The following is a 17,777-nucleotide window of genomic DNA, read 5'->3' as shown; positions in this document are numbered from 1 at the left end:
ATTCCTAATTAGCAATTAGCAATTAGCAATTAGCAATTAACAATTAACAAACATTATGTCCCGTTCCAAAGCCCTAACCTATTACATAACTACTCGTTTACTTCTAGCTCCACTTCAACTACTAACTATCATCACAATAGTATTTCTACTACTACGAGCAACACCAGGAGATCCAGTTGATGCGATTCTCGGTGGGCGTGCGCCAGAAAGTGCCAAAGAGGAATTGCGAAAACAACTGGGTTTAAACCTGCCGCCGTTGCTACAGTATCTGAATTATGTAGGTTCCTTATTACGCTTTGATTTAGGAAAGTCAATTACAAGTCGGGGACAAAACGTTTGGGACATAATTTGGCAACACTTTCCGGCAACAACGGAGTTAGCAATATTTAGTTTGGCGATCGCTTTAATTGTGGGGATTGCGATCGGTAGTCTTTCTGCCACACGCCCTAACACACCTTTTGATGTGGGGGGACGTTTATTTGGGATCATCACCTACTCACTCCCCATGTTTTGGGCGGGAATGCTTCTGCAATTGATTTTTGCAGTTCAGCTTGATTGGTTACCCTTGGGAACACGTTTTCCAGCAACTATTCCTGCCCCAAATACTATTACTGGTTTATATACAATAGATAGTTTGTTAAGTGGCAATTTTATTCAGTTTTTTACTACTTTGCGATATCTCATCCTTCCTAGTTGCACTTTAGGAGTTTTGCTCAGTGGTATTTTTGAACGAATTGTGCGCGTGAATTTAAAGCAAACCCTACGAGCAGATTATGTAGAAGCGGCTAGAGCAAGAGGAATTCCGGAAGGAAAGATTTTAGTTTCTCACGCTTTAAAAAATGCTTTAATTCCGGTAATTACGATTTTAGGTTTGACTTTTGCTTCTTTACTTGGTGGGGCAATTTTAACTGAAGTAACATTTTCTTGGCCTGGATTGGCGTTTCGATTGTACCAAGGAATTTCTGAGCGAGATTATCCCACGGTACAAGGAATCATGGTATTTTTTGGGGCGATTGTTGTCTTTGCTAGTATTTTGATTGATATTATCAATGCGTATGTTGATCCACGCATTCGTTATTAGGAGGTGGGGTAATTGGAGTCAGGAACCGCTCAGACGCAGAGAGAAGAATAGGAGTTTTAAAGGTAGGTTGGGTTGACGCTCTTGGCGTGGCGTTTGGCGTGGCGTTTGGCGTGGCGATCCTACGTCCAGAAAATTGGCTCATGGGATTACCCTTTTTCGCTAGCGTCATCCCTATTCATGTGGGTTTCCAGAAACGTGCAGCTACCCGCCAAATCCTAGCCAACCCAGATGAAGACTTTCCCCTCGACTACAAGCCAGAAGCTCTAGACTATATATATACATTGACACATGGTCAACCTTATTTAGTGCAGTTAGTCGGTTTTCAACTGGTTCGTCGCTACAATGATTATGTTTTCGAGCAAGGGCGTTCCCGCAATCCAGTTTTCACAGTGGAAGATGTGGAAGCTGTGATTAACGACTCTGAATTCTTCAAACGGGGACGCTACTATTTTGATGGAGTTTGGGGACAAGCTGCACGGGGTGCTGATGGGCAACAAGCGATACTTAGAGCGATCGCACCAACACCAGATGGGCTAACTCTGGACACTTTAGCTCATTGTACAGGTATCGATCTTGTCGCTTTGCCGGAAGCGCTCAATACTCTAAAGCGCCATGATGTAGTTGAGGAGACACAGGGGCGCTGGCGAATTATCGTTGAACTTTTTCGCTACTGGGTTTTGCAGTTGGTACTTTAGACAGTAAACCCCAACACTATATTTAAAGCTGTGCGAATTTGTTCCCAGTATTCCTCTTCCAACACTCCTACCAAACCCAAGATACGACGATGATCTACAGCACGAATTTGCCCGACATCAATAAAACGGATACCATTTAACCCGGTAAAACCTAGTAACTAGTACTAAATTCTACTGTGTATCGGGGCGTATCCTCCCCAGCCTCAACGGTCGTTGAGGCATTTACCAAATCATTAATTGATTTGATGAAAATATTAATCGCTCCATTCCAATCTCTTGGTATTTCATGACCACAATTAGGATTGGTGCATTTAAATTTTTTATTTCCACCTAACTTATCATGGACATGTCCACATCGACTACACGTCTTGCTTGTGAATTCTTCTGTTACATCATGCACAACGCAATCACGTTTTAAGGCGTGGAATTTAAGAGTTTGCTTGAACCTATAGTGCGACCACGTAAGCATATTTCTAGCTGTTTTAGAATTTAGTTTACGTTTTTTCTTAACCACCATTTGAGAAGTTTCAAAAGTGGGTAAGAATATGTGCTTATAGTTCTTGGTTAAGAAAGCAGCAGTTTTGTTGTGAATCTCGTTAGTTAAATTTCTAATCCTAGTTCTCAACACCTCTGACTGTCTTCTTAATTTCCAACGTAATCGTTTATTGTTCCTCCCTTTTGCAAGGGCTATTTGAGATTGTAACTGGTCTAGACGTTGACAGAGAATAGCTATTTTAGAAATTGAACCATCGCCAAGCTCTAATATGTTTTGACCGTCGAAGCCTGTGAGAAACGCTCTGACCCCTGGATCGAGTCCGATAGCATTTGTTTTGCTGTTAGGTTGTATATCAAAAGGTATTGCAAAACAAATGAACCATCTACCTTTGTCCAGTACAATAGTAAACTCTGATGGCATTTCCCCACATAAAGGCTCCACCGGGTTTAACTGTAAGTCCTTGATTGCAAAGGTTTCGGAGTTGATTACTATCTGAGAAGTTGCGTAATGTGTAAATCCAGCTATTTGTTTAGTTTTTCCTTTACCTGAATAGAAAACTCCCCAGTATTTACTACTAATGCGTAAACTTTTTATAGGTGCTCGACATGATTTAAATCTCGGAGTATTTTTATTTTTAGTAGCTGTTTTTGAAAAGGCAATCTTGGCATCAAAAACTGATTCTTCTCTTGGAGAATAAGGACATTCCGCCACCCATTCTGGGCAAGACTTTAAGATAATATCTCGTAGTTTGAATCTGTTTGGTTGTTTCTCTCCCTTAATAAAACAATTACGTTGGTAAGCAATAGCTTGGTTATAGCACCAACGACAAGCAGCCAACCACTTTCTATAAACTAGTCTCAGGTTTGCTTCTGGGTAAATCCGGATCTTCTTTGATTTTTTGTTTGTACTTTCGGAGTCCATAGAGTTTGGAACTGAAGACATGAATAATTGCCAAGATGTCTTCGACAAATTCTCTCTCTGGAGACAGATCAATGCGGTTGAGAACCACGAGTTTTGTATTGTTTTGATTACAGATATAGTCAATGATTTCGATTCCAAATCTTGCCAATCTGTCTTTATAACTGCATACAACTTGTTCGACATCTCCAGACAGAATTTGTCCCAAAAGGGTTTGTAAACCTTTTCGCTTGTAGTTGAGTCCTGATCCGATTTCTTTGATAACTTGACCACTTGGGAAGAGAGATTGTAAGTAGTCGGCTTGTCTGTTGAGGTCGTCTCTTTGTTTGTGTGAGCTAACTCTACAATAGAGAACGATTTTTCGTTGTTTTGTATTTCTTGGGTCAAGAACGCTGTCGATGTCGTATCTTCTATGCCCAGCAGGAGTTCTAATTGTACTGATTCTTCCGGCTTTGTCCCAGTCTCTGAGCGTTTTTTCTGAGACTTGGAGGATTTGCATCGCTTCTCGCGGTGTAACATATCTTGTCATAGTTGAAAGTGGAATTACTTATTAAATAATACCACAATTTCTGCGATAATTCCGGAAAATTCTATAAATTAGTATGTATTTGGACTCCTAGTCGCTAGGGTCTTGATCTAGTCCATTAGCGGATGTTGCTGTAACATTGACGACATAAGGAGCTTCTTTACTTCCCGGTCGAAACGGCATCACAATTGTTAACAGTCCATACTGGTTCATGATGTCATTCTGCACAATCAAGCAAGGACGGGTTTTTTGCACCTCAGCCCCCACTGTTGGATCGAGCTTCACCCAACGGATTTCTCCTCGTTGATAGGTTAAATTACTCCCCGGCATTAATGCCATCTCCAACAACACTATCCCAAGCTGCAATTTCAGCCTGATACTCCGGATCTTGGGCATCCTCCTTGAGGGCAGCAATCATTTGTGCTTCCAAAAAACTACGACGGTGTTCTGCCAACAAAGAATTAATGTAGGCACTCCGGTTCCCCTGTGCCTGCTGATCTACAAATTTTAGGATGTCGTCTTCTAAAGTGACTGTGACTTTTTGCATTATCTTACTTTTTAGTATGATGATAATATCATACCCAAATTTAATGCCAAAAGCTACATGACTTGGACACCGTTAAGCGATCATCTGGATCTGCTATCAAGCATCTTTTACCTTGAAGGGACTTTCATCGCCAGCAATACCATGTAGATAAAGGTTCATCGTACAAAGACGCCCAGAGTTTTTGAACGATGGTCGAAAATTGGTTAGCTATTTAATCAATTAACTTTGTATAAACTAATGTAATTATGGGAATACTAAATAGTGTACTACTGGCGAGCGCTAATTTTTTTACCAAAGCCAGTAGTACATCCTTAAAAGTTAGTATTCAGGAATTAGAAAAAACAATGTTTGCACTCACAGGACTTGCTTTACCAGCTGTTACTAGTCTTTTTGCATCCATTATCCCAATCATTTTCACTTCGCTTGGTAGTTTACTGGGTTTTGCCATACCACGGGCTGGTCAACTTCCCCGTTATATTAAAGCCCTAATAATTTTATACCAAGATTCTACGCCTGAGTCTCAAACTCGAAAGTATGTAACAGGTGCTTTATTGATTTTAGGCGGTCTATTGACTTTCATAGCTCACTCCTTTGTACCGTTTACAGGAGTTCCAATTCTTGGAGCAGTTACAACTCCAATTGCACTGCTAATTGCTTTCGTTGTCATTTTAACTACTTTGGATTTGATTACGCATCTTAATGAACCTTATCTTGCCAATCTCAAAGCTATCCATACAGATGATTTACAAAATATGCAGGATGATCTGCTAAGTATAAAAGTTCAGTTAGGTAAAAACTGGACTGAATTATCTAAAAAAGTCCAGAAGATTTTGAATGATTTATCGCCAAAAATTGCTGAGTGTGGTAAAGATGTCTCTAATGAAATTAATAAATACTTCAGCAAGCAATTATATGAATTAGTTTTGTACCTAGATACAAAAAATTCTACCAAAATTTCCCTCAATGAATCTGAGATTAAGATAATTAGCGACAGCCTTGAACCATGGAAAAAAGTTGGTGGTTCTTTTATCTTAGGTGCTGGGGCTGGTGCTGGAACAGGGATGCTAGCATCAACTGTTGCAGCTGCTAATTTAGCTCCAGCTGCTTGGTGGACTCCTTTTGTACCGGGAGCGCTACAAACGTTTTTCTTTGGTGGAAAAACCGTTGTCAGCGCTACAGCCTTTAGTATGTATACAATCGCAGCCCCAATTGCTTTAGGCTTAACAATTGGTACAGGAGCTTTTAGTGCAACAATGTTTGCTCTTGGCAAAATAGAAGAAACGAAGTTGAGCCAGTTTTTATCGGATATCATCATAGCTTCACTACCAATGCTTAGAGCAGATGGAGAGGTTAGTGAAGAAGAAAAGCTGGCTGTGATACAAATTTTAAATAACCCATTAATTAGTCAGACAGATAAAAATAGAGTCAAGGCTGCAATGGACTCTAACGATAGCTTTGATGACATTGTAACTAAGAATATTTTGCATGAAGAAAAACAGGATAAAGCCGAGATTAAACGGAGATTACTTCTAGCTATTACTTGGGAAATCGCTAAAGCAGATGGTAAGATTGATGAAAAGGAAATAGCACTTCACGACCGTATGGCAAAGATTCTTCAGGTTTCTGAGGAAGTAATTAGTGAAATTCGTCGCCTGATTACGCCTACTGTACAAATTAAGTCTAAAAACATACCTGTTCCTGTACAAGTCAGAGAAACTTTCTAAAGAAAGTATTTTGTGAATAGTAAAAAATCTTAAATCACGCCAAGTAGTGCTACCGAAAAAAACAGCCAACTTTCTATATAGTCTTATTAAGACTGTTTCAAATATTGGCTGTTTTTTATGTTTACTTAATGCGGAAAATTTAAAGTTTTTTGAGTTCCTCAAAAGTCAATGTCAAGAGGGAGCATGACAGTTTTGCACTTTGCAGTTGTAAACCTTTAGATCGAAAACCCAATGTCTTTAAAGCTGTGGGAAAATACCATCTAAACTCAATGCTGTAACTGTGTGGGTTGCTTTGATGGCAAAAACTCTGAAAAAAGCTAAAATGCCAATCAGTTGATACCTCTAAAGGTTGCTATGGATAATGTATTTATTGATACTATTTCTGTAGATGAAGCGCACACTCAGCTCAATCATCTGATTGATGAGACGGCGGCAGTTCACAAACCAGTGCTAATTACCGGACAGCGTGCTAACGCAGTTCTGATCTCACAAGAGGATTGGAATGCAATACAGGAAACTCTTTATCTTCTCTCTATACCAAGTATGCGCGAATCAATTCATGAAGGTATGGTAACTCCTGTAGAGGAGTGTGACAATTCAGCATCGTTTGGTGTATCAAGTTTTGGAAGACGTAAAGACTGTAAAAATCCTGAGGATGTGGACTCACTATGAGTAGTAATGGGAGTTCCATATGACTTGGAAACCGTTAAGCGATCGCATCAACAAGCTACCACTTGTTCTGGCAGGACCAATTTTACGTCGCACTGAACGCGATGCTGTAACGGTGTGGATTGCTTTGCAGGAAAGTCGTACTGTTACTTTAGAAATATTAGACACTAACAAAAAAATCTTATTTACAGGAAGTAGAAATACTATTCAACTTGGCATTCATTTGCATGTTGTTGCTGTCACTGCTAAATCATCATCTGTACTTGTATACGGTGAGAATTATCTCTACAATTTAGATTTTGGTAATGGAGAAACGCTGAGTCATCCTGGTATAATAACTAGGTCAGGTTCAATTACAGATATTACCTATCCTAGATATGATTTGCCAAGTTTTGCACTTGTACCAAGTGATTTAAATGATTTAAGAATTGTGCATGGTTCCTGTCGCAAGCCTCACGGTGAAAGTATGGATGCGCTGGCGGCAATGGACAAAATGATTCAAGAAGCGTTAGAACAAAACCCGAAAAAAAGACCGCATCAACTCTTCCTGACAGGCGACCAAATTTATGTAGATGATGTGGCAGATGCCTTGCTTTTCATGTTAATGGATGCAAGTCAAACGCTTTTAGGTTGGCAGGAAAAACTACCTGATGTAGAGAATATTGTAGAGTTAAATCCCGGACAACGCAATAATTTAGCTACATATACTGCTGGCTTAACATCAAGTATCAGCAAATTTAACAAAATTTCTAATATTGCCAAAAGTCATTTGTTGACATTTGGCGAATTTTGTGCAATGTATTTATTCGCTTGGTGTGATGTGCTATGGGTTAAACCAGAAGATTTTCCCACATTTGATGATGTTAATCCTAACGCACAGAGATTTGCAAAGGGTAGAAGTTTATTTAGAGAAGAAGTTGGTTATTTACAAGAATTTTTGGCAACGCTTGCGCAAGTTAGACGCGCTTTGGCGAATGTTCCTACCTACATGATATTTGACGATCATGAAATTACCGATGACTTGTATCTAAATATAGCGTGGTGCGATCGCGTTCTCAAACAACCCTTGGGTAGGCGCGTACTCCAAAATGGATTGCTAGCCTACGCTATCTTTCAAGGTTGGGGAAACACACCAGAGCAGTTTGAAGATGGTACTGGAGAAGCATTGCTCCAAGCTGCTGCAAAATGGTCAGCACATGGTGGTACAGATATACAATCCGAACAGGAAATTACTTTGCGTGTTGGCTTGCCCAACCTTGCAGATATTAAGAACAGTCAACCCAGACGAGTACCACATAGTGATTCCTTAAAATGGCATTATACAGTAACAGCACCAAACTATGAAGTAATAGTACTGGACACGCGCACTTGGCGAGAATTTCCGGGCAAAGACTTTGATTTTCCTGGGCTTTTGAGTGCAGAAGGTTGCAATGAACAAATTACCAAAGTAGTTCGCCCTGATGATGTAAAAGTGACTTTGGTAATATCGCCAGGACCAGTGATTGGTGTACCATTTTTAGAAGCTGTACAAAAGACAGCTAAAAGTGTGGCAGAAAAACTAGGTAACGCTGCTTGGGGTTTCGATCCTGAAGGTTGGAGTTTAGAAGAAACAGCATTTGAACGACTGCTTGCTGCACTTGCATTACGCGCATCACCAGCCAACAAAAGTAGTGTAATTATTTTATCAGGTGATGTTCACTATAGTTTTTCTGCTTGCATGCAATATGCAGCAACACGTCCATTTCAACAGTCAAAAAACATTGACACTGAACTTGTTATTGCTCAATTTACCAGTAGTTCCCTTAAAAATGAAGTTAAGGGAATAGGTGGAAGTCGTTCATTGCATAAAAAAGGTTTTGTTCCTTTTGCAATTGTCAACTATTTGCCCACAGCCCAATTTATCGGGTGGGAAAATCCTGAAGAAACACTAGAAATTGGCATTTATTACACTCTAATTGAGCGGATGCTGCAAAGTATTCCTTGGTGGCTCAAGGGTAATCCCGTGAGAGTAAATTTGGTCAATGAGCGCAAGTTGACTAAAATACTAGAAATTACTAAAAAACCTGAGTGGTGGTATAGAATTGACTTTCTACTAGCTAAATTAGAAAAACTTAATGAACCGCCAAGAAAACGTTTTGTTGAACCTGTATCTGTGACTGCTCCCCTACCCGGAGAAAACCGCAAACAAGCATTAGAAAAATATTTAGCAATTGCCAAAAACTACAGAGATTTCACGGGTAAAAAAGGGAGAGGTAGAGAAATTGTGGGAGTGAATAATATAGGCGAAATTACTTTTGAAATGATTGATAGTAAAGAAATAGCAGTACAAACTCTTTGGTGGCGACTACAAAGCTGGGAGAAGGACAAGTTTTTGGAACCTTTCCCATTAACTAGATATGAAGTATCACTGATTTTTGATAATCAAGATTATCCTATAGCTGATGTACTTAAAGAGGTTCATCATATACAATGAACTTAACAAGAAATATCCAAAGTACTTCTCTTATGCAACCGAAGCATCCCTGGTTACAAAAATGTTTGGAAAAACTGGAAGAATTACCCCAGATCAAGACAACAACGACCGTAGAGCCTTTCCAGGTAGAAAGTGCGATCGCTGATGGACTGTTAACTATTTACACTCCTCAAAAGAAACTTGAATATATAGTTGAAATTAAATCTCACCTGACGCATGAAACACTCGATATAGCGCTCAACTACCTAAAGCATCTCAGACAACGACTCAGCGATGGTCAAAGACCACTACTCGTAACAGATGTTCTGTCTGATGCATTAGTGAATGAACTGCTCGAACAAAATATTGAATTTATTGATACTACCGGCAACATTTATCTTAATAATTCATCTATATACATTTTGATTAACAGCAGTTCATTTTCGAGTAAGAAAGCAATCTCTGCTCCCAAGATTACTACCAGTACTCTAAAAGTTGCATACGCCTTACTTCAAGATCCAAAAATACTAAAAGCTCTTCCCGAAGATATAGTAGAAGTTACAGGAGTTGACTTAAATACTGTCAAAGACAGCCTAGATAGTTTGTACGAACTTAACTACTTACAGCGCCAACCAGGTGGGAAATATCGAATTGAAAATTACACCATACTCCTAGAAAGATGGGAAATGGGCTATGTAGAAAATCTCCGTCCAGAACTCTTAATAAATATATTTAGCCCCATTGGAAACATTCATTTTTCCGATATTTCCAACAAAATTATAGAGATAGCACAACCTCACAAAATACTGATTGGGGGAGAATTTGGCGCTGCAATTATCACAGGTTACTTGAAACCAATAAGTACTGTTCTTCACATCCCAAACCAAGAGAATTATCGAGTCATAACCACTAAGTTGCGCCTCAAACCAGATCATGATGGAAGCATTAGCATTCTCAAGCAGTTTGGAAATAAGAATGAGTGTAAAGATTGCCAATCCAAACCTGTTGTCGATCCCTTACTGATTCATGCTGAATTGGCTTTGCATCCAGACGAGCGTCTAAAAGAGACAGCTAAGCGTCTTTACGATCAACATATTGCCAAAAGACAACAAATTGCTGAGATGGTGTAGTATGAAAGATCCACAGACTAAACTCGACCTAGAAACGAAACAAATTCTCACCGATCTCACAGCTATCACCGATTCATTACAAGTTCCGATGCTGTTGATTGGTGCTAGAGCAAGACTGTTAATTTTCGACAGTCAATATAACGTTCAGGGTCGAGCAACTACAGATTGGGATGTGGCAGTACAATTAGATAGCTGGGAGCGTTATTACGCATTAGTAACCAAAATGATAACTGGGCAAGTTCCTCGATTTAAGAAAACCAGTGTTATCCACAAATTTATCCACATTGAAACCGGATTGGAAGTAGACGTTATTCCCTTCGGCAGTATCAGTAACGACTTGCAGGAAATTACTTGGCCTGATGGTAATCAAATGAGTATTTTAGGCTTACAAGAAGCTTTTTTTAATACACAAATTGAGAAGATTGACAATATTGAGCTTCGGATTGCAAATATTTATGCTTTTATAGTCTTGAAACTACTTGCCTGGAATGAGCGAAGAGAAAAAAAGGATTTAGAAGATATTATATTTGTCCTGCAAAACTATCAAGAAGAAGAGCGGGTATATGAAGAACTTGTTGACGAACTTTTAACAGACAAGTTTGAGGTTGATGAAGCTTCCATTGTTGTGCTAGGTCGAGATATCAGAAAGGCATTCAGAAAAGAAACCCTAAACAAGGTTAGCAAAATTGTGACACAAATTATCGAGAATCAGAATCGGTTTATTCCACAATTTGTGCCTAAGAATTTAGACGAAAATGCCTGGGATGAGGCGTTTGAGAAAATTGTTAGACGTTTTCAAGTACTCCAATATGGTCTGGAGGAGGCTTATACTTAACTAACTGGACTTCTACTCCGTAGCTTAAAAATCTGTCATATACCATGACTTTTCCCAATCACCCAGTGACGGCGGAAAAATCGAGCTAAAGCTGACTCTTCTAAAGATAAATAGATTGGGCGCCCGTGGGGACAAGTGCGGGGGTTGCGAGTGCGCTGCCATTGGTCTAATAATGTTTGCATTTCTTCTAAGTTGAGGGGTGTACCGTTACGAATGGCACTGCGACAGGCGACGGCTACTTGAGCGGCTTGTAAGTCTCCTCCCCAACTAAGTTCTAAAATTGCTTGCGCGCAATCGTCTCGCTGTTGCAAAAGTGCTGGTATACTGCGTACTGCCCAAAGTTGTTCACCAAATGGTTCTATATCTAAGTTGATGCGTTGTAGTTGAGAAACTTGCGCTGGAGATAATTGATAAATAATGATTGGATGTTCGACTGGAATAATTTGCCAATTGTCGCACAACTGTTCATATAAAACTCTTTCGTGAGCAATGTGTTGTTCTACTAACCACAATCCACTAGGATGTTCTGCGGCAATATAGGTGTTGTTAACTTGAGCGATCGCCTTTAATTGTAGTAGAGACTTTGCAGGCAACGTCTCTACAGAGGTATTGTTTTCTGGGGTGGAAATAGAACGATTGAGGTGATATCCACCTTTTTCTTCTGCGGCTTTAATTAATTGACCGACTCGTGTCGTATGCACAGAGTCTATAACAGAATTAGAATTGATGCGGAGTGCGCGATCAATTGCGTTGGATGTTTGTTCTTGCCAATAACTGAGTTCGTTGAGATAGATTTCTGTTTTTGCCGGGTTGCGGTTCCAATTAATTTGATCGGGACAAATATATAGATGGAGAAAACAAACCGGGTAGCGATCGCGTGGTAAAGTCCTGTGAAATGCGGTGAGTATAGTTTGTTCTAGTTCTTGTGACTTCACCATCCGTCCATTCACAGCCACTCTTACCCAATCTGGGCGATGACGATGACAACGATCTGGCAATCCAATCACACCGTAGAGACGCTCTGGTGGGGCGTCTCTACCTGATTGAGATAGTTCTAATTTTAATTCTTGTAAATCAGTTGGTTTAACCTGATGTAAAATTTGGGGCAGCAATTGTGTCAAAGTAGCTGCTGGACTGAGTGTAAACCATGCACGGTCATGTTGGCAAACTTGCCAGGTAACGTGGGGATGACACAAAGCGATTTGTTGAATCGCTGCTTGCACGGCTTTCATTTGAAGAGCTACTGTGGGCAAACCTTGACGACGAGTTAACCAATTGCCGAAGAGATTGGAGACTGTGACAACTGTACCAGGTGCGATCGCACAAGCTTCTACTTGTACAGCTTCTCCTCCATAACCATAAACAACCCGCCAGCCTACATCAGATGTTGGACGACTTAAAATTTCCAAATTTGCTAAGGTTGTCAAACTGTGCAACGCTTCACCACGAAATCCCAAACTAGTAATCTTCCACAAATCAGCACAAGAGCGAATTTTACTAGTACTATGTGCTGTAGCAGCTTGTTGCAAATCATCAAGAGTCATTCCACAACCATTATCTGCTACGCGGACACGCCATTGATCTGGCCATAAGGAAACTACTATCCGCGTTGCACCTGCATCAAGAGAATTTTCTACCAATTCCCGCACTACAGCAGCGAAAGAGTCGATTACCTCTCCCGCCGCGATCAGATGTACAACTTCTGTTGGTAAAGCTTGAATAATAGCAACCATAATCTACACCTACAAATAACCCGGAAAATTCTACCAATAACTGGTATTTTCGTTAGTTTTCCAGTGCCGGAGGCTAGCCTAGTCGGTGAAACCCCCTTAAACCGTAACGAAGCTTCAAGCTGTTGCTACACTTGTAGCAGTCGCAGTAAATTTTCCCCTCTGACGTTTAGCTTTTTTAGGACTAGCCGCAATCAAGGAATCCAAAAGGAACCGCAACACGGTATCAGGTTGAAACAATCGGGATCTGCGGATAGCATACTTTCTTAACCAGTCAGAAATCCTACGCCATCCTCCCCCGAATCCTCCATCTTTCACATCCTCCGGTGCAAAAAATTGAGAAAGAGTTTTTAACCACGAATGGGGGATATACTCTTTAAAACCCATAGCTCTACGTGCAATCACCATAGCGGCGGCGCTCGCAGAATTTAAACCGTATTTCGCCATGTATTTGACCATCCCAATTACACTGGTCATATACGGATTAACAAATTTGACTTCTATTCCATACTTTTCGGCTCTCACAACTAAAAAACTACGAAATTTGTCATAGATAAAACCAGAAAGCATTCTGTTATATTGTTTAGAGCCGCTATGACGTAGTTGCGCTTTCTTGACTGAAAAATCTAGATTCTCACATGCAATGGGGCATTGGTATATTTCTGCCAATCGAACTATTTCGCAAACAATATCTCTGAGTGCAGCCTCTTTTTGTCCTGTTGTACCTGTCGGTATTGGGAAACTTAAAATTACTTGTTTATCATTCTCTCTGAATGGATTACCATCGCGTTTTCTATAAATAATGTCTATGGTTTCTGCATTTAAATCTATGCCCAAGCCACCATTTTTTAAACTGCTGATTGTTGGTACATCTTGAACATAAGTTGTTAAGTGAATGTACCATTTGTCGGATTTATGCTCGCGTCTAAAGCACTGAACAGTCACTGGTTTATTTGCTGATAAAGCATATAGTAAATCATGTTTCCTTTGACCTGTAATTTCAAATGTTAAATATACATACTGCCCGTAATCTTCTCTGAGAAAGCCAGGAACTGTAAAGCGAACAGTAAAGTTATCATCACCTTCATAAAATATTCCGGCAACTGGATTATTACCAGCAACTTTCCCTTTACCTACAGAGTAAAAATTACCGCTACGATATTTTTCCCAATCAATCTTCCATTCGCTGTGAGATTGATAATTATTTACTTCTAAATGGTGTTGAGCGTTAAACAGTTTTGCAGAACCAAAACAAACATGCAGCCTTTTTTGCTTTAGTAATCTATCTTTTTCTGCTTGCTTGCGTGTCAGCCGCAAGGCTTTAGACTTCAGTCCCAATAATTTCTTCTCAAATCCTTGTAAGTTTTTCCGGATAGGATTTTTTAATCTGTTTTCTAAATCTTCAATACCCTCGGCTACTGTTTTCCAGCCACTTTCTATATCTTTAGTAAGTTCGGAAATTCTGTTATCTCTAGCTGTTACTAACTGGTCAGTTCTAGCCTTAGCATCAGTCGATAAAGAATCAGACCACGCCCATTCAATACCGAATCGTTCTTGAAATTCTTTTTCTATTTGGTCTTCAGTTTTACCTTTTTGCAATTCATTCACTGCAGTGCGAAAGAATGATTGGTAATAAAAACCCCAATCTTCTAAAAATGGATGTTCTGGCAATTGAGCTTCTATTCCTCGTCTTAGTTGAGGTATGCGATTACCATTATCATCTTTTTGACGAGAATAGCTTCTGTGTGTTAATTCAGCGTAGAGAGATTTCTTTTTAGCCATAGTCTCGACCTAACTAATGGATTTTTATGATGAATTATAGTACATAATTCATCATCTTATCATGTGACATTAATTATTATTAAATATTCTTGATGCCATATATCAATTATTATCGATACTGCTCTGTCAAAACGAAGGCAGCTATGAGTCATCGGCAGCTATGCTGAAGGAGGCAGAAAGAATTAAGGTATAAGAAAATACAGTTGTTTCCTTACCCCGCGCACTGATTTAAGACCACATACGGACGGTATGGTGGGGGCGGTGAGTACCCGCTCGGGGCAAAACAGAGCAGAATCTTGTGGATAAAATAATGTACAAAAAATCACGCTTGCCTTCTGCACCCCGCAACAAGGTCAATGCCTTGCCCGAAGGGCTGGTCAACATGAATTATTAAGATATATTCTTAGCTTTTGTACTTTCGTGCATCAAATTGCTTGATTTTTGAGGGTCAAAATGAAAATTAACTCTTCCATTTTTTACAGTATTTTACCAAAAATTACCAGCTTTTTGGCATAGAATATACAGTTTAGGTGAGGACGCCGCCTCTGTTGAGGATACGCCATTTTCGATACAATTTTTTACAAAGGGGTTTTGTGTAAAATTACTTAATCAATTTGTTGGTGGCAAAAACATTTATAACAAGCTGTTCGAGAGTTGCTCGAAGTAGAGCGAGTTGCAATCTACCGCTTTAACTCGGATTGGAGCGGGAAATTTGTGGCGGATTCCTTCAAAGATGGCTGGAAACCTCTTGCACAAGCCCAACCAATGATTATAGAAATTGAAGATACAGACGAAGATGACAAACTGCCACGCAACGAAACTTTTGTTCCTATTCGGCAAGGTGAAAAATTATGGGGATTGTTAGTTGCTTATCAAAATTCTCAACCCCGTTATTGGAAAGATGAAGAAATTAATTTACTAGCTCAAGTAGGAGTGCAATTAGGAATTGCGATCCAGCAAGCGGAATTACTAGAACAAACCAAACGTCAAACTTCAGAACTTTCTCAAGCTTTGCAAGAATTAAAACAAACTCAGTCCCGGTTAATTCAGGGCGAAAAAATGGCAGGCTTAGGACAACTGATTGCTGGAGTAGCTCACGAAATTAATAATCCTGTGAGTTTTATTTTTGGCAATCTCATACATTTAACTAAATATACTCAAGCACTTTTGAATGTAGTCAATCTTTACCGTCAAAATGACTCTTTATTCCCTGATATCAAAGCGCAAATTGACAAGACTGATTTAGACTTTATCATCGAAGATTTACCCAAAACACTTGACTCGATGAAGATAGGAACAGAGCGGATTTGTCAGATTGTGCTGTCACTACGAAACTTTTCTCGCACAGATGAGGCTGAATTGAAGCCAGTAGACATTCATGAAGGATTGGATAGTACTTTGCTCATCTTAGGGCATCGGCTCAAACATGATCGCGCTCGCCCAGCTATTGAGGTGGTTAAAAAATATGGTACTTTACCTTTGGTCGAATGCTATCCTGCACAACTAAATCAGGTGTTTATGAATCTTCTTAGTAACAGCATTGATGCATTAGAAGAAAAGTTTAACAATATACAGCATAACCTGACATTACCCATAAAGCATCCAAAAGTTCCTTTGACTATCTGGATTACTACGCAAGCTGTTAAGAACCAAGTTGTAATTAGAATAGCTGATAATGGTCTTGGTATTCCAGATGAGGTGCGATCGCACATTTTTGACCCCTTCTTTACTACAAAAGGGGTAGGTAAGGGCACAGGATTAGGGTTGTCTATCAGCTATCAAATAGTAGTTGAAAAACATCAGGGTCAGATTCAATGTTCTTCAAAACCAGGGGAGGGAACAGAGTTTTTAATTGAAATTCCGATTAGATGAAGAATTCCTTAGTTTTCTGTTTTTTATTAATGCTTTAGGTACTGTTCGCATACCTAAAGCATCAGGCATTTTCCACCTTTTAATCCCTCATCGCTAAAACTCTAGCAGGTTGAGGGTTAAGCAACCCATTCAATAGGGAAACTGGGCGTTGACTGTATGGCCAAGCAAAAGCATGGCGGAAAGCAGCGTCTTGACAAGCTTGCAGTTGATCGAAGTTGATAATGTCGTAAGTCAAAAGATTTTCATACTCAAACGGTAAACGTACATTGTGCAACCCAGCGTTATCAGTACAAATAGCTATATCTACGCCTGCGTCAAAACATCTGTCAAATACTGTCTTGAGTTGACGTATATCTTCCAAAGTACCTGTTTTCAAGTAGGTTGTGGGGCAAACTTCCAAACACTGATTGCGTCTTGCCAAGTCTGGGAGTAACTCTGGATACAGCAGAGGAATTTGAATGCCGTGTCCAATGCGCATCAAATAAGGTAAAAGTTGAGGGTAACAGCCTGCGGTGGTTTCGTAAAGGTGTCCTGTGGTGTTAATACCTAGAGAGCGCGCATAATCATACAACCCAATCCATTCTTCCATCCGTTCAGCATAGTAGCTATCTCCCCCTGCTACATCTATTGCACAAACATTGTGCCTGCTTTGCGCTGCCAAATCAACAATTGCCTTATTTACCTCATAAGGTAAACGTGTGTGCATACAGAGAATTTGGCTGGTAACTATCGGATATTCTGATAGTTTACTCGCGCTACCCACAACTTCAACAATTTCCGCCATTTTCTCAATTCTTTGGGATTGACTGAGATGAGCTGGCGTCCGTAGATAAGGGGTATAACGTAATTCCAGATAAGCCAAATTTTCAAAAATATAAGCACCCCGCAACAGGCGATAAATAAAGTAAGGCAAAGTTTCTACAGTTTGCACACTTTCCACCAAGGTGTGTAACTCCAGATACTCATCCAAAGTGTTACGCGGACGAGTGTAAAACTCTTCAAATTCTGAATACTCAGCGAAGCGGGAAATTAACTCAGCCGAGTGACGTTGGAAGTAGCGCCACAGAACGCGGGGTACTACAGATCCTCCTAAATGCCTATGTAATTCAGCATATAAAGCCATAGTGCTTTTTCCTATAAACTATAAATTTTAAATAATATTAACAGTAACAAATTAAAAAAGAATGTGTCTCACAAAAAAATTTCTGTAAACCCTGTCATTCTTGCTTCACAATGTTTTAATTGTTGCTACTTACTATGTTGACTTTTAAGAAAATATACTTGACAATATTACTGAATATTTGGATAATTTATCATAGA

The 17,777-nt window shown here is 39.7% G+C and carries 15 protein-coding genes and 1 pseudogene; 8 read left to right on the top strand and 8 right to left on the bottom strand.

Going from position 1 to position 17,777, the window contains the following annotated elements; all coding sequences use genetic code 11:
• Window positions 1-55 precede the first annotated feature (55 nt).
• Both ICL16_RS41230 and ICL16_RS41225 read left to right on the top strand, forming a co-directional pair.
• Window positions 56-1,081: an ABC transporter permease gene (locus tag ICL16_RS41230; protein WP_190837811.1), complete on the top strand. Its 1,026-nt coding sequence runs from the start codon at window positions 56-58 to the stop codon at window positions 1,079-1,081.
• 86 nt (window positions 1,082-1,167) lie between these two features.
• A complete protein-coding gene (locus tag ICL16_RS41225; RefSeq protein ID WP_238361179.1) occupies window positions 1,168-1,776 on the top strand; it encodes an ATP-binding protein in 609 nt (202 codons plus the stop codon).
• Here ICL16_RS41225 and ICL16_RS47530 read toward each other — a convergent pair.
• From ICL16_RS47530 to mazE, 5 genes are all read right to left on the bottom strand, one after another.
• On the bottom strand, window positions 1,773-1,907 hold the full coding sequence (locus ICL16_RS47530; protein ID WP_337907221.1) for a type II toxin-antitoxin system PemK/MazF family toxin: 135 nt from the start codon (window positions 1,905-1,907) through the stop codon (window positions 1,773-1,775). The genes ICL16_RS41225 and ICL16_RS47530 overlap by 4 nt on opposite strands.
• A gap of 20 nt (window positions 1,908-1,927) precedes the next feature.
• Window positions 1,928-3,193, bottom strand: a complete 1,266-nt coding sequence (locus ICL16_RS41220) for an RNA-guided endonuclease InsQ/TnpB family protein (protein WP_238361178.1) — start codon at window positions 3,191-3,193, stop codon at window positions 1,928-1,930.
• Window positions 3,117-3,719, bottom strand: a complete 603-nt coding sequence (locus ICL16_RS41215; RefSeq protein WP_190837807.1) for an IS607 family transposase — start codon at window positions 3,717-3,719, stop codon at window positions 3,117-3,119. Before ICL16_RS41215 ends, ICL16_RS41220 begins: the two co-directional genes overlap by 77 nt.
• Before the next feature lie 87 nt (window positions 3,720-3,806).
• A complete protein-coding gene (locus ICL16_RS41210; protein WP_190837805.1) occupies window positions 3,807-4,046 on the bottom strand; it encodes a type II toxin-antitoxin system PemK/MazF family toxin in 240 nt (79 codons plus the stop codon).
• The gene (mazE, locus tag ICL16_RS41205; protein WP_190837803.1) at window positions 4,033-4,263 is read right to left on the bottom strand and encodes a type II toxin-antitoxin system MazE family antitoxin; all 231 of its coding nucleotides are present in this window, start codon (window positions 4,261-4,263) and stop codon (window positions 4,033-4,035) included. The genes ICL16_RS41210 and mazE overlap by 14 nt, the downstream gene beginning before the upstream one ends.
• Before the next feature lie 245 nt (window positions 4,264-4,508).
• Here mazE and ICL16_RS41200 point away from each other — a divergent pair, with 245 nt between their 5' ends.
• The 5 genes from ICL16_RS41200 (at window position 4,509) to ICL16_RS41180 (ending at window position 11,073) form a co-directional block, all read left to right on the top strand.
• The gene (locus tag ICL16_RS41200) at window positions 4,509-5,987 is read left to right on the top strand and encodes a tellurite resistance TerB family protein (protein WP_190837801.1); all 1,479 of its coding nucleotides are present in this window, start codon (window positions 4,509-4,511) and stop codon (window positions 5,985-5,987) included.
• A 354-nt stretch (window positions 5,988-6,341) separates the two neighbouring features.
• Window positions 6,342-6,659, top strand: a complete 318-nt coding sequence (locus ICL16_RS41195; protein WP_202895961.1) for a type II toxin-antitoxin system Phd/YefM family antitoxin — start codon at window positions 6,342-6,344, stop codon at window positions 6,657-6,659.
• A gap of 19 nt (window positions 6,660-6,678) precedes the next feature.
• Entirely contained in the window at window positions 6,679-9,129 is a 2,451-nt protein-coding gene (locus ICL16_RS41190; RefSeq protein ID WP_190837799.1) for a metallophosphoesterase family protein, read from the top strand.
• Window positions 9,126-10,238, top strand: a complete 1,113-nt coding sequence (locus tag ICL16_RS41185) for a type IV toxin-antitoxin system AbiEi family antitoxin (protein ID WP_238361177.1) — start codon at window positions 9,126-9,128, stop codon at window positions 10,236-10,238. The genes ICL16_RS41190 and ICL16_RS41185 overlap by 4 nt, the downstream gene beginning before the upstream one ends.
• Window position 10,239: 1 nt before the next feature.
• A complete protein-coding gene (locus tag ICL16_RS41180; protein WP_190837797.1) occupies window positions 10,240-11,073 on the top strand; it encodes a hypothetical protein in 834 nt (277 codons plus the stop codon).
• Window positions 11,074-11,108: 35 nt separating this feature from the next.
• Here ICL16_RS41180 and mutL read toward each other — a convergent pair whose 3' ends face one another.
• Both mutL and ICL16_RS41170 read right to left on the bottom strand, forming a co-directional pair.
• On the bottom strand, window positions 11,109-12,806 hold the full coding sequence (mutL, locus tag ICL16_RS41175; protein WP_190837795.1) for a DNA mismatch repair endonuclease MutL: 1,698 nt from the start codon (window positions 12,804-12,806) through the stop codon (window positions 11,109-11,111).
• Window positions 12,807-12,920: 114 nt separating this feature from the next.
• Complete coding sequence (locus ICL16_RS41170; RefSeq protein WP_190837793.1) at window positions 12,921-14,585, bottom strand: IS200/IS605 family accessory protein TnpB-related protein; 1,665 nt, start codon at window positions 14,583-14,585, stop codon at window positions 12,921-12,923.
• A 639-nt stretch (window positions 14,586-15,224) separates the two neighbouring features.
• Here ICL16_RS41170 and ICL16_RS41165 point away from each other — a divergent pair.
• Window positions 15,225-16,457, top strand: a pseudogene (locus ICL16_RS41165) (sensor histidine kinase); the annotation flags it as partial.
• A 79-nt stretch (window positions 16,458-16,536) separates the two neighbouring features.
• On the opposite strand, the gene ICL16_RS41160 reads toward ICL16_RS41165, so the two are convergent.
• On the bottom strand, window positions 16,537-17,580 hold the full coding sequence (locus ICL16_RS41160) for an adenosine deaminase (protein ID WP_190837791.1): 1,044 nt from the start codon (window positions 17,578-17,580) through the stop codon (window positions 16,537-16,539).
• Window positions 17,581-17,777: the final 197 nt, after the last annotated feature.

Origin of the sequence: Iningainema tapete BLCC-T55 (genome assembly GCF_014698965.1) — a bacterium.
Taxonomy (GTDB): domain Bacteria; phylum Cyanobacteriota; class Cyanobacteriia; order Cyanobacteriales; family Nostocaceae; genus Iningainema; species Iningainema tapete.
This window is presented reverse-complemented; position numbering and strand designations above follow the sequence as displayed.

What these genes read in the sequence shown, in the direction of transcription:
- ICL16_RS41230 (WP_190837811.1), top strand. Translation starts at nt 56, where the DNA reads ATGTCCCGTTCCAAAGCCCTAACCTATTACATAACTACTCGTTTACTT.
- ICL16_RS41220 (WP_238361178.1), bottom strand. Translation starts at nt 3,193, where the DNA reads ATGGACTCCGAAAGTACAAACAAAAAATCAAAGAAGATCCGGATTTAC.
- ICL16_RS41215 (WP_190837807.1), bottom strand. Translation starts at nt 3,719, where the DNA reads ATGACAAGATATGTTACACCGCGAGAAGCGATGCAAATCCTCCAAGTC.
- ICL16_RS41210 (WP_190837805.1), bottom strand. Translation starts at nt 4,046, where the DNA reads ATGCCGGGGAGTAATTTAACCTATCAACGAGGAGAAATCCGTTGGGTG.
- mazE (WP_190837803.1), bottom strand. Translation starts at nt 4,263, where the DNA reads ATGCAAAAAGTCACAGTCACTTTAGAAGACGACATCCTAAAATTTGTA.
- ICL16_RS41200 (WP_190837801.1), top strand. Translation starts at nt 4,509, where the DNA reads ATGGGAATACTAAATAGTGTACTACTGGCGAGCGCTAATTTTTTTACC.
- ICL16_RS41195 (WP_202895961.1), top strand. Translation starts at nt 6,342, where the DNA reads ATGGATAATGTATTTATTGATACTATTTCTGTAGATGAAGCGCACACT.
- ICL16_RS41190 (WP_190837799.1), top strand. Translation starts at nt 6,679, where the DNA reads ATGACTTGGAAACCGTTAAGCGATCGCATCAACAAGCTACCACTTGTT.
- ICL16_RS41185 (WP_238361177.1), top strand. Translation starts at nt 9,126, where the DNA reads ATGAACTTAACAAGAAATATCCAAAGTACTTCTCTTATGCAACCGAAG.
- ICL16_RS41180 (WP_190837797.1), top strand. Translation starts at nt 10,240, where the DNA reads ATGAAAGATCCACAGACTAAACTCGACCTAGAAACGAAACAAATTCTC.
- mutL (WP_190837795.1), bottom strand. Translation starts at nt 12,806, where the DNA reads ATGGTTGCTATTATTCAAGCTTTACCAACAGAAGTTGTACATCTGATC.
- ICL16_RS41170 (WP_190837793.1), bottom strand. Translation starts at nt 14,585, where the DNA reads ATGGCTAAAAAGAAATCTCTCTACGCTGAATTAACACACAGAAGCTAT.
- ICL16_RS41160 (WP_190837791.1), bottom strand. Translation starts at nt 17,580, where the DNA reads ATGGCTTTATATGCTGAATTACATAGGCATTTAGGAGGATCTGTAGTA.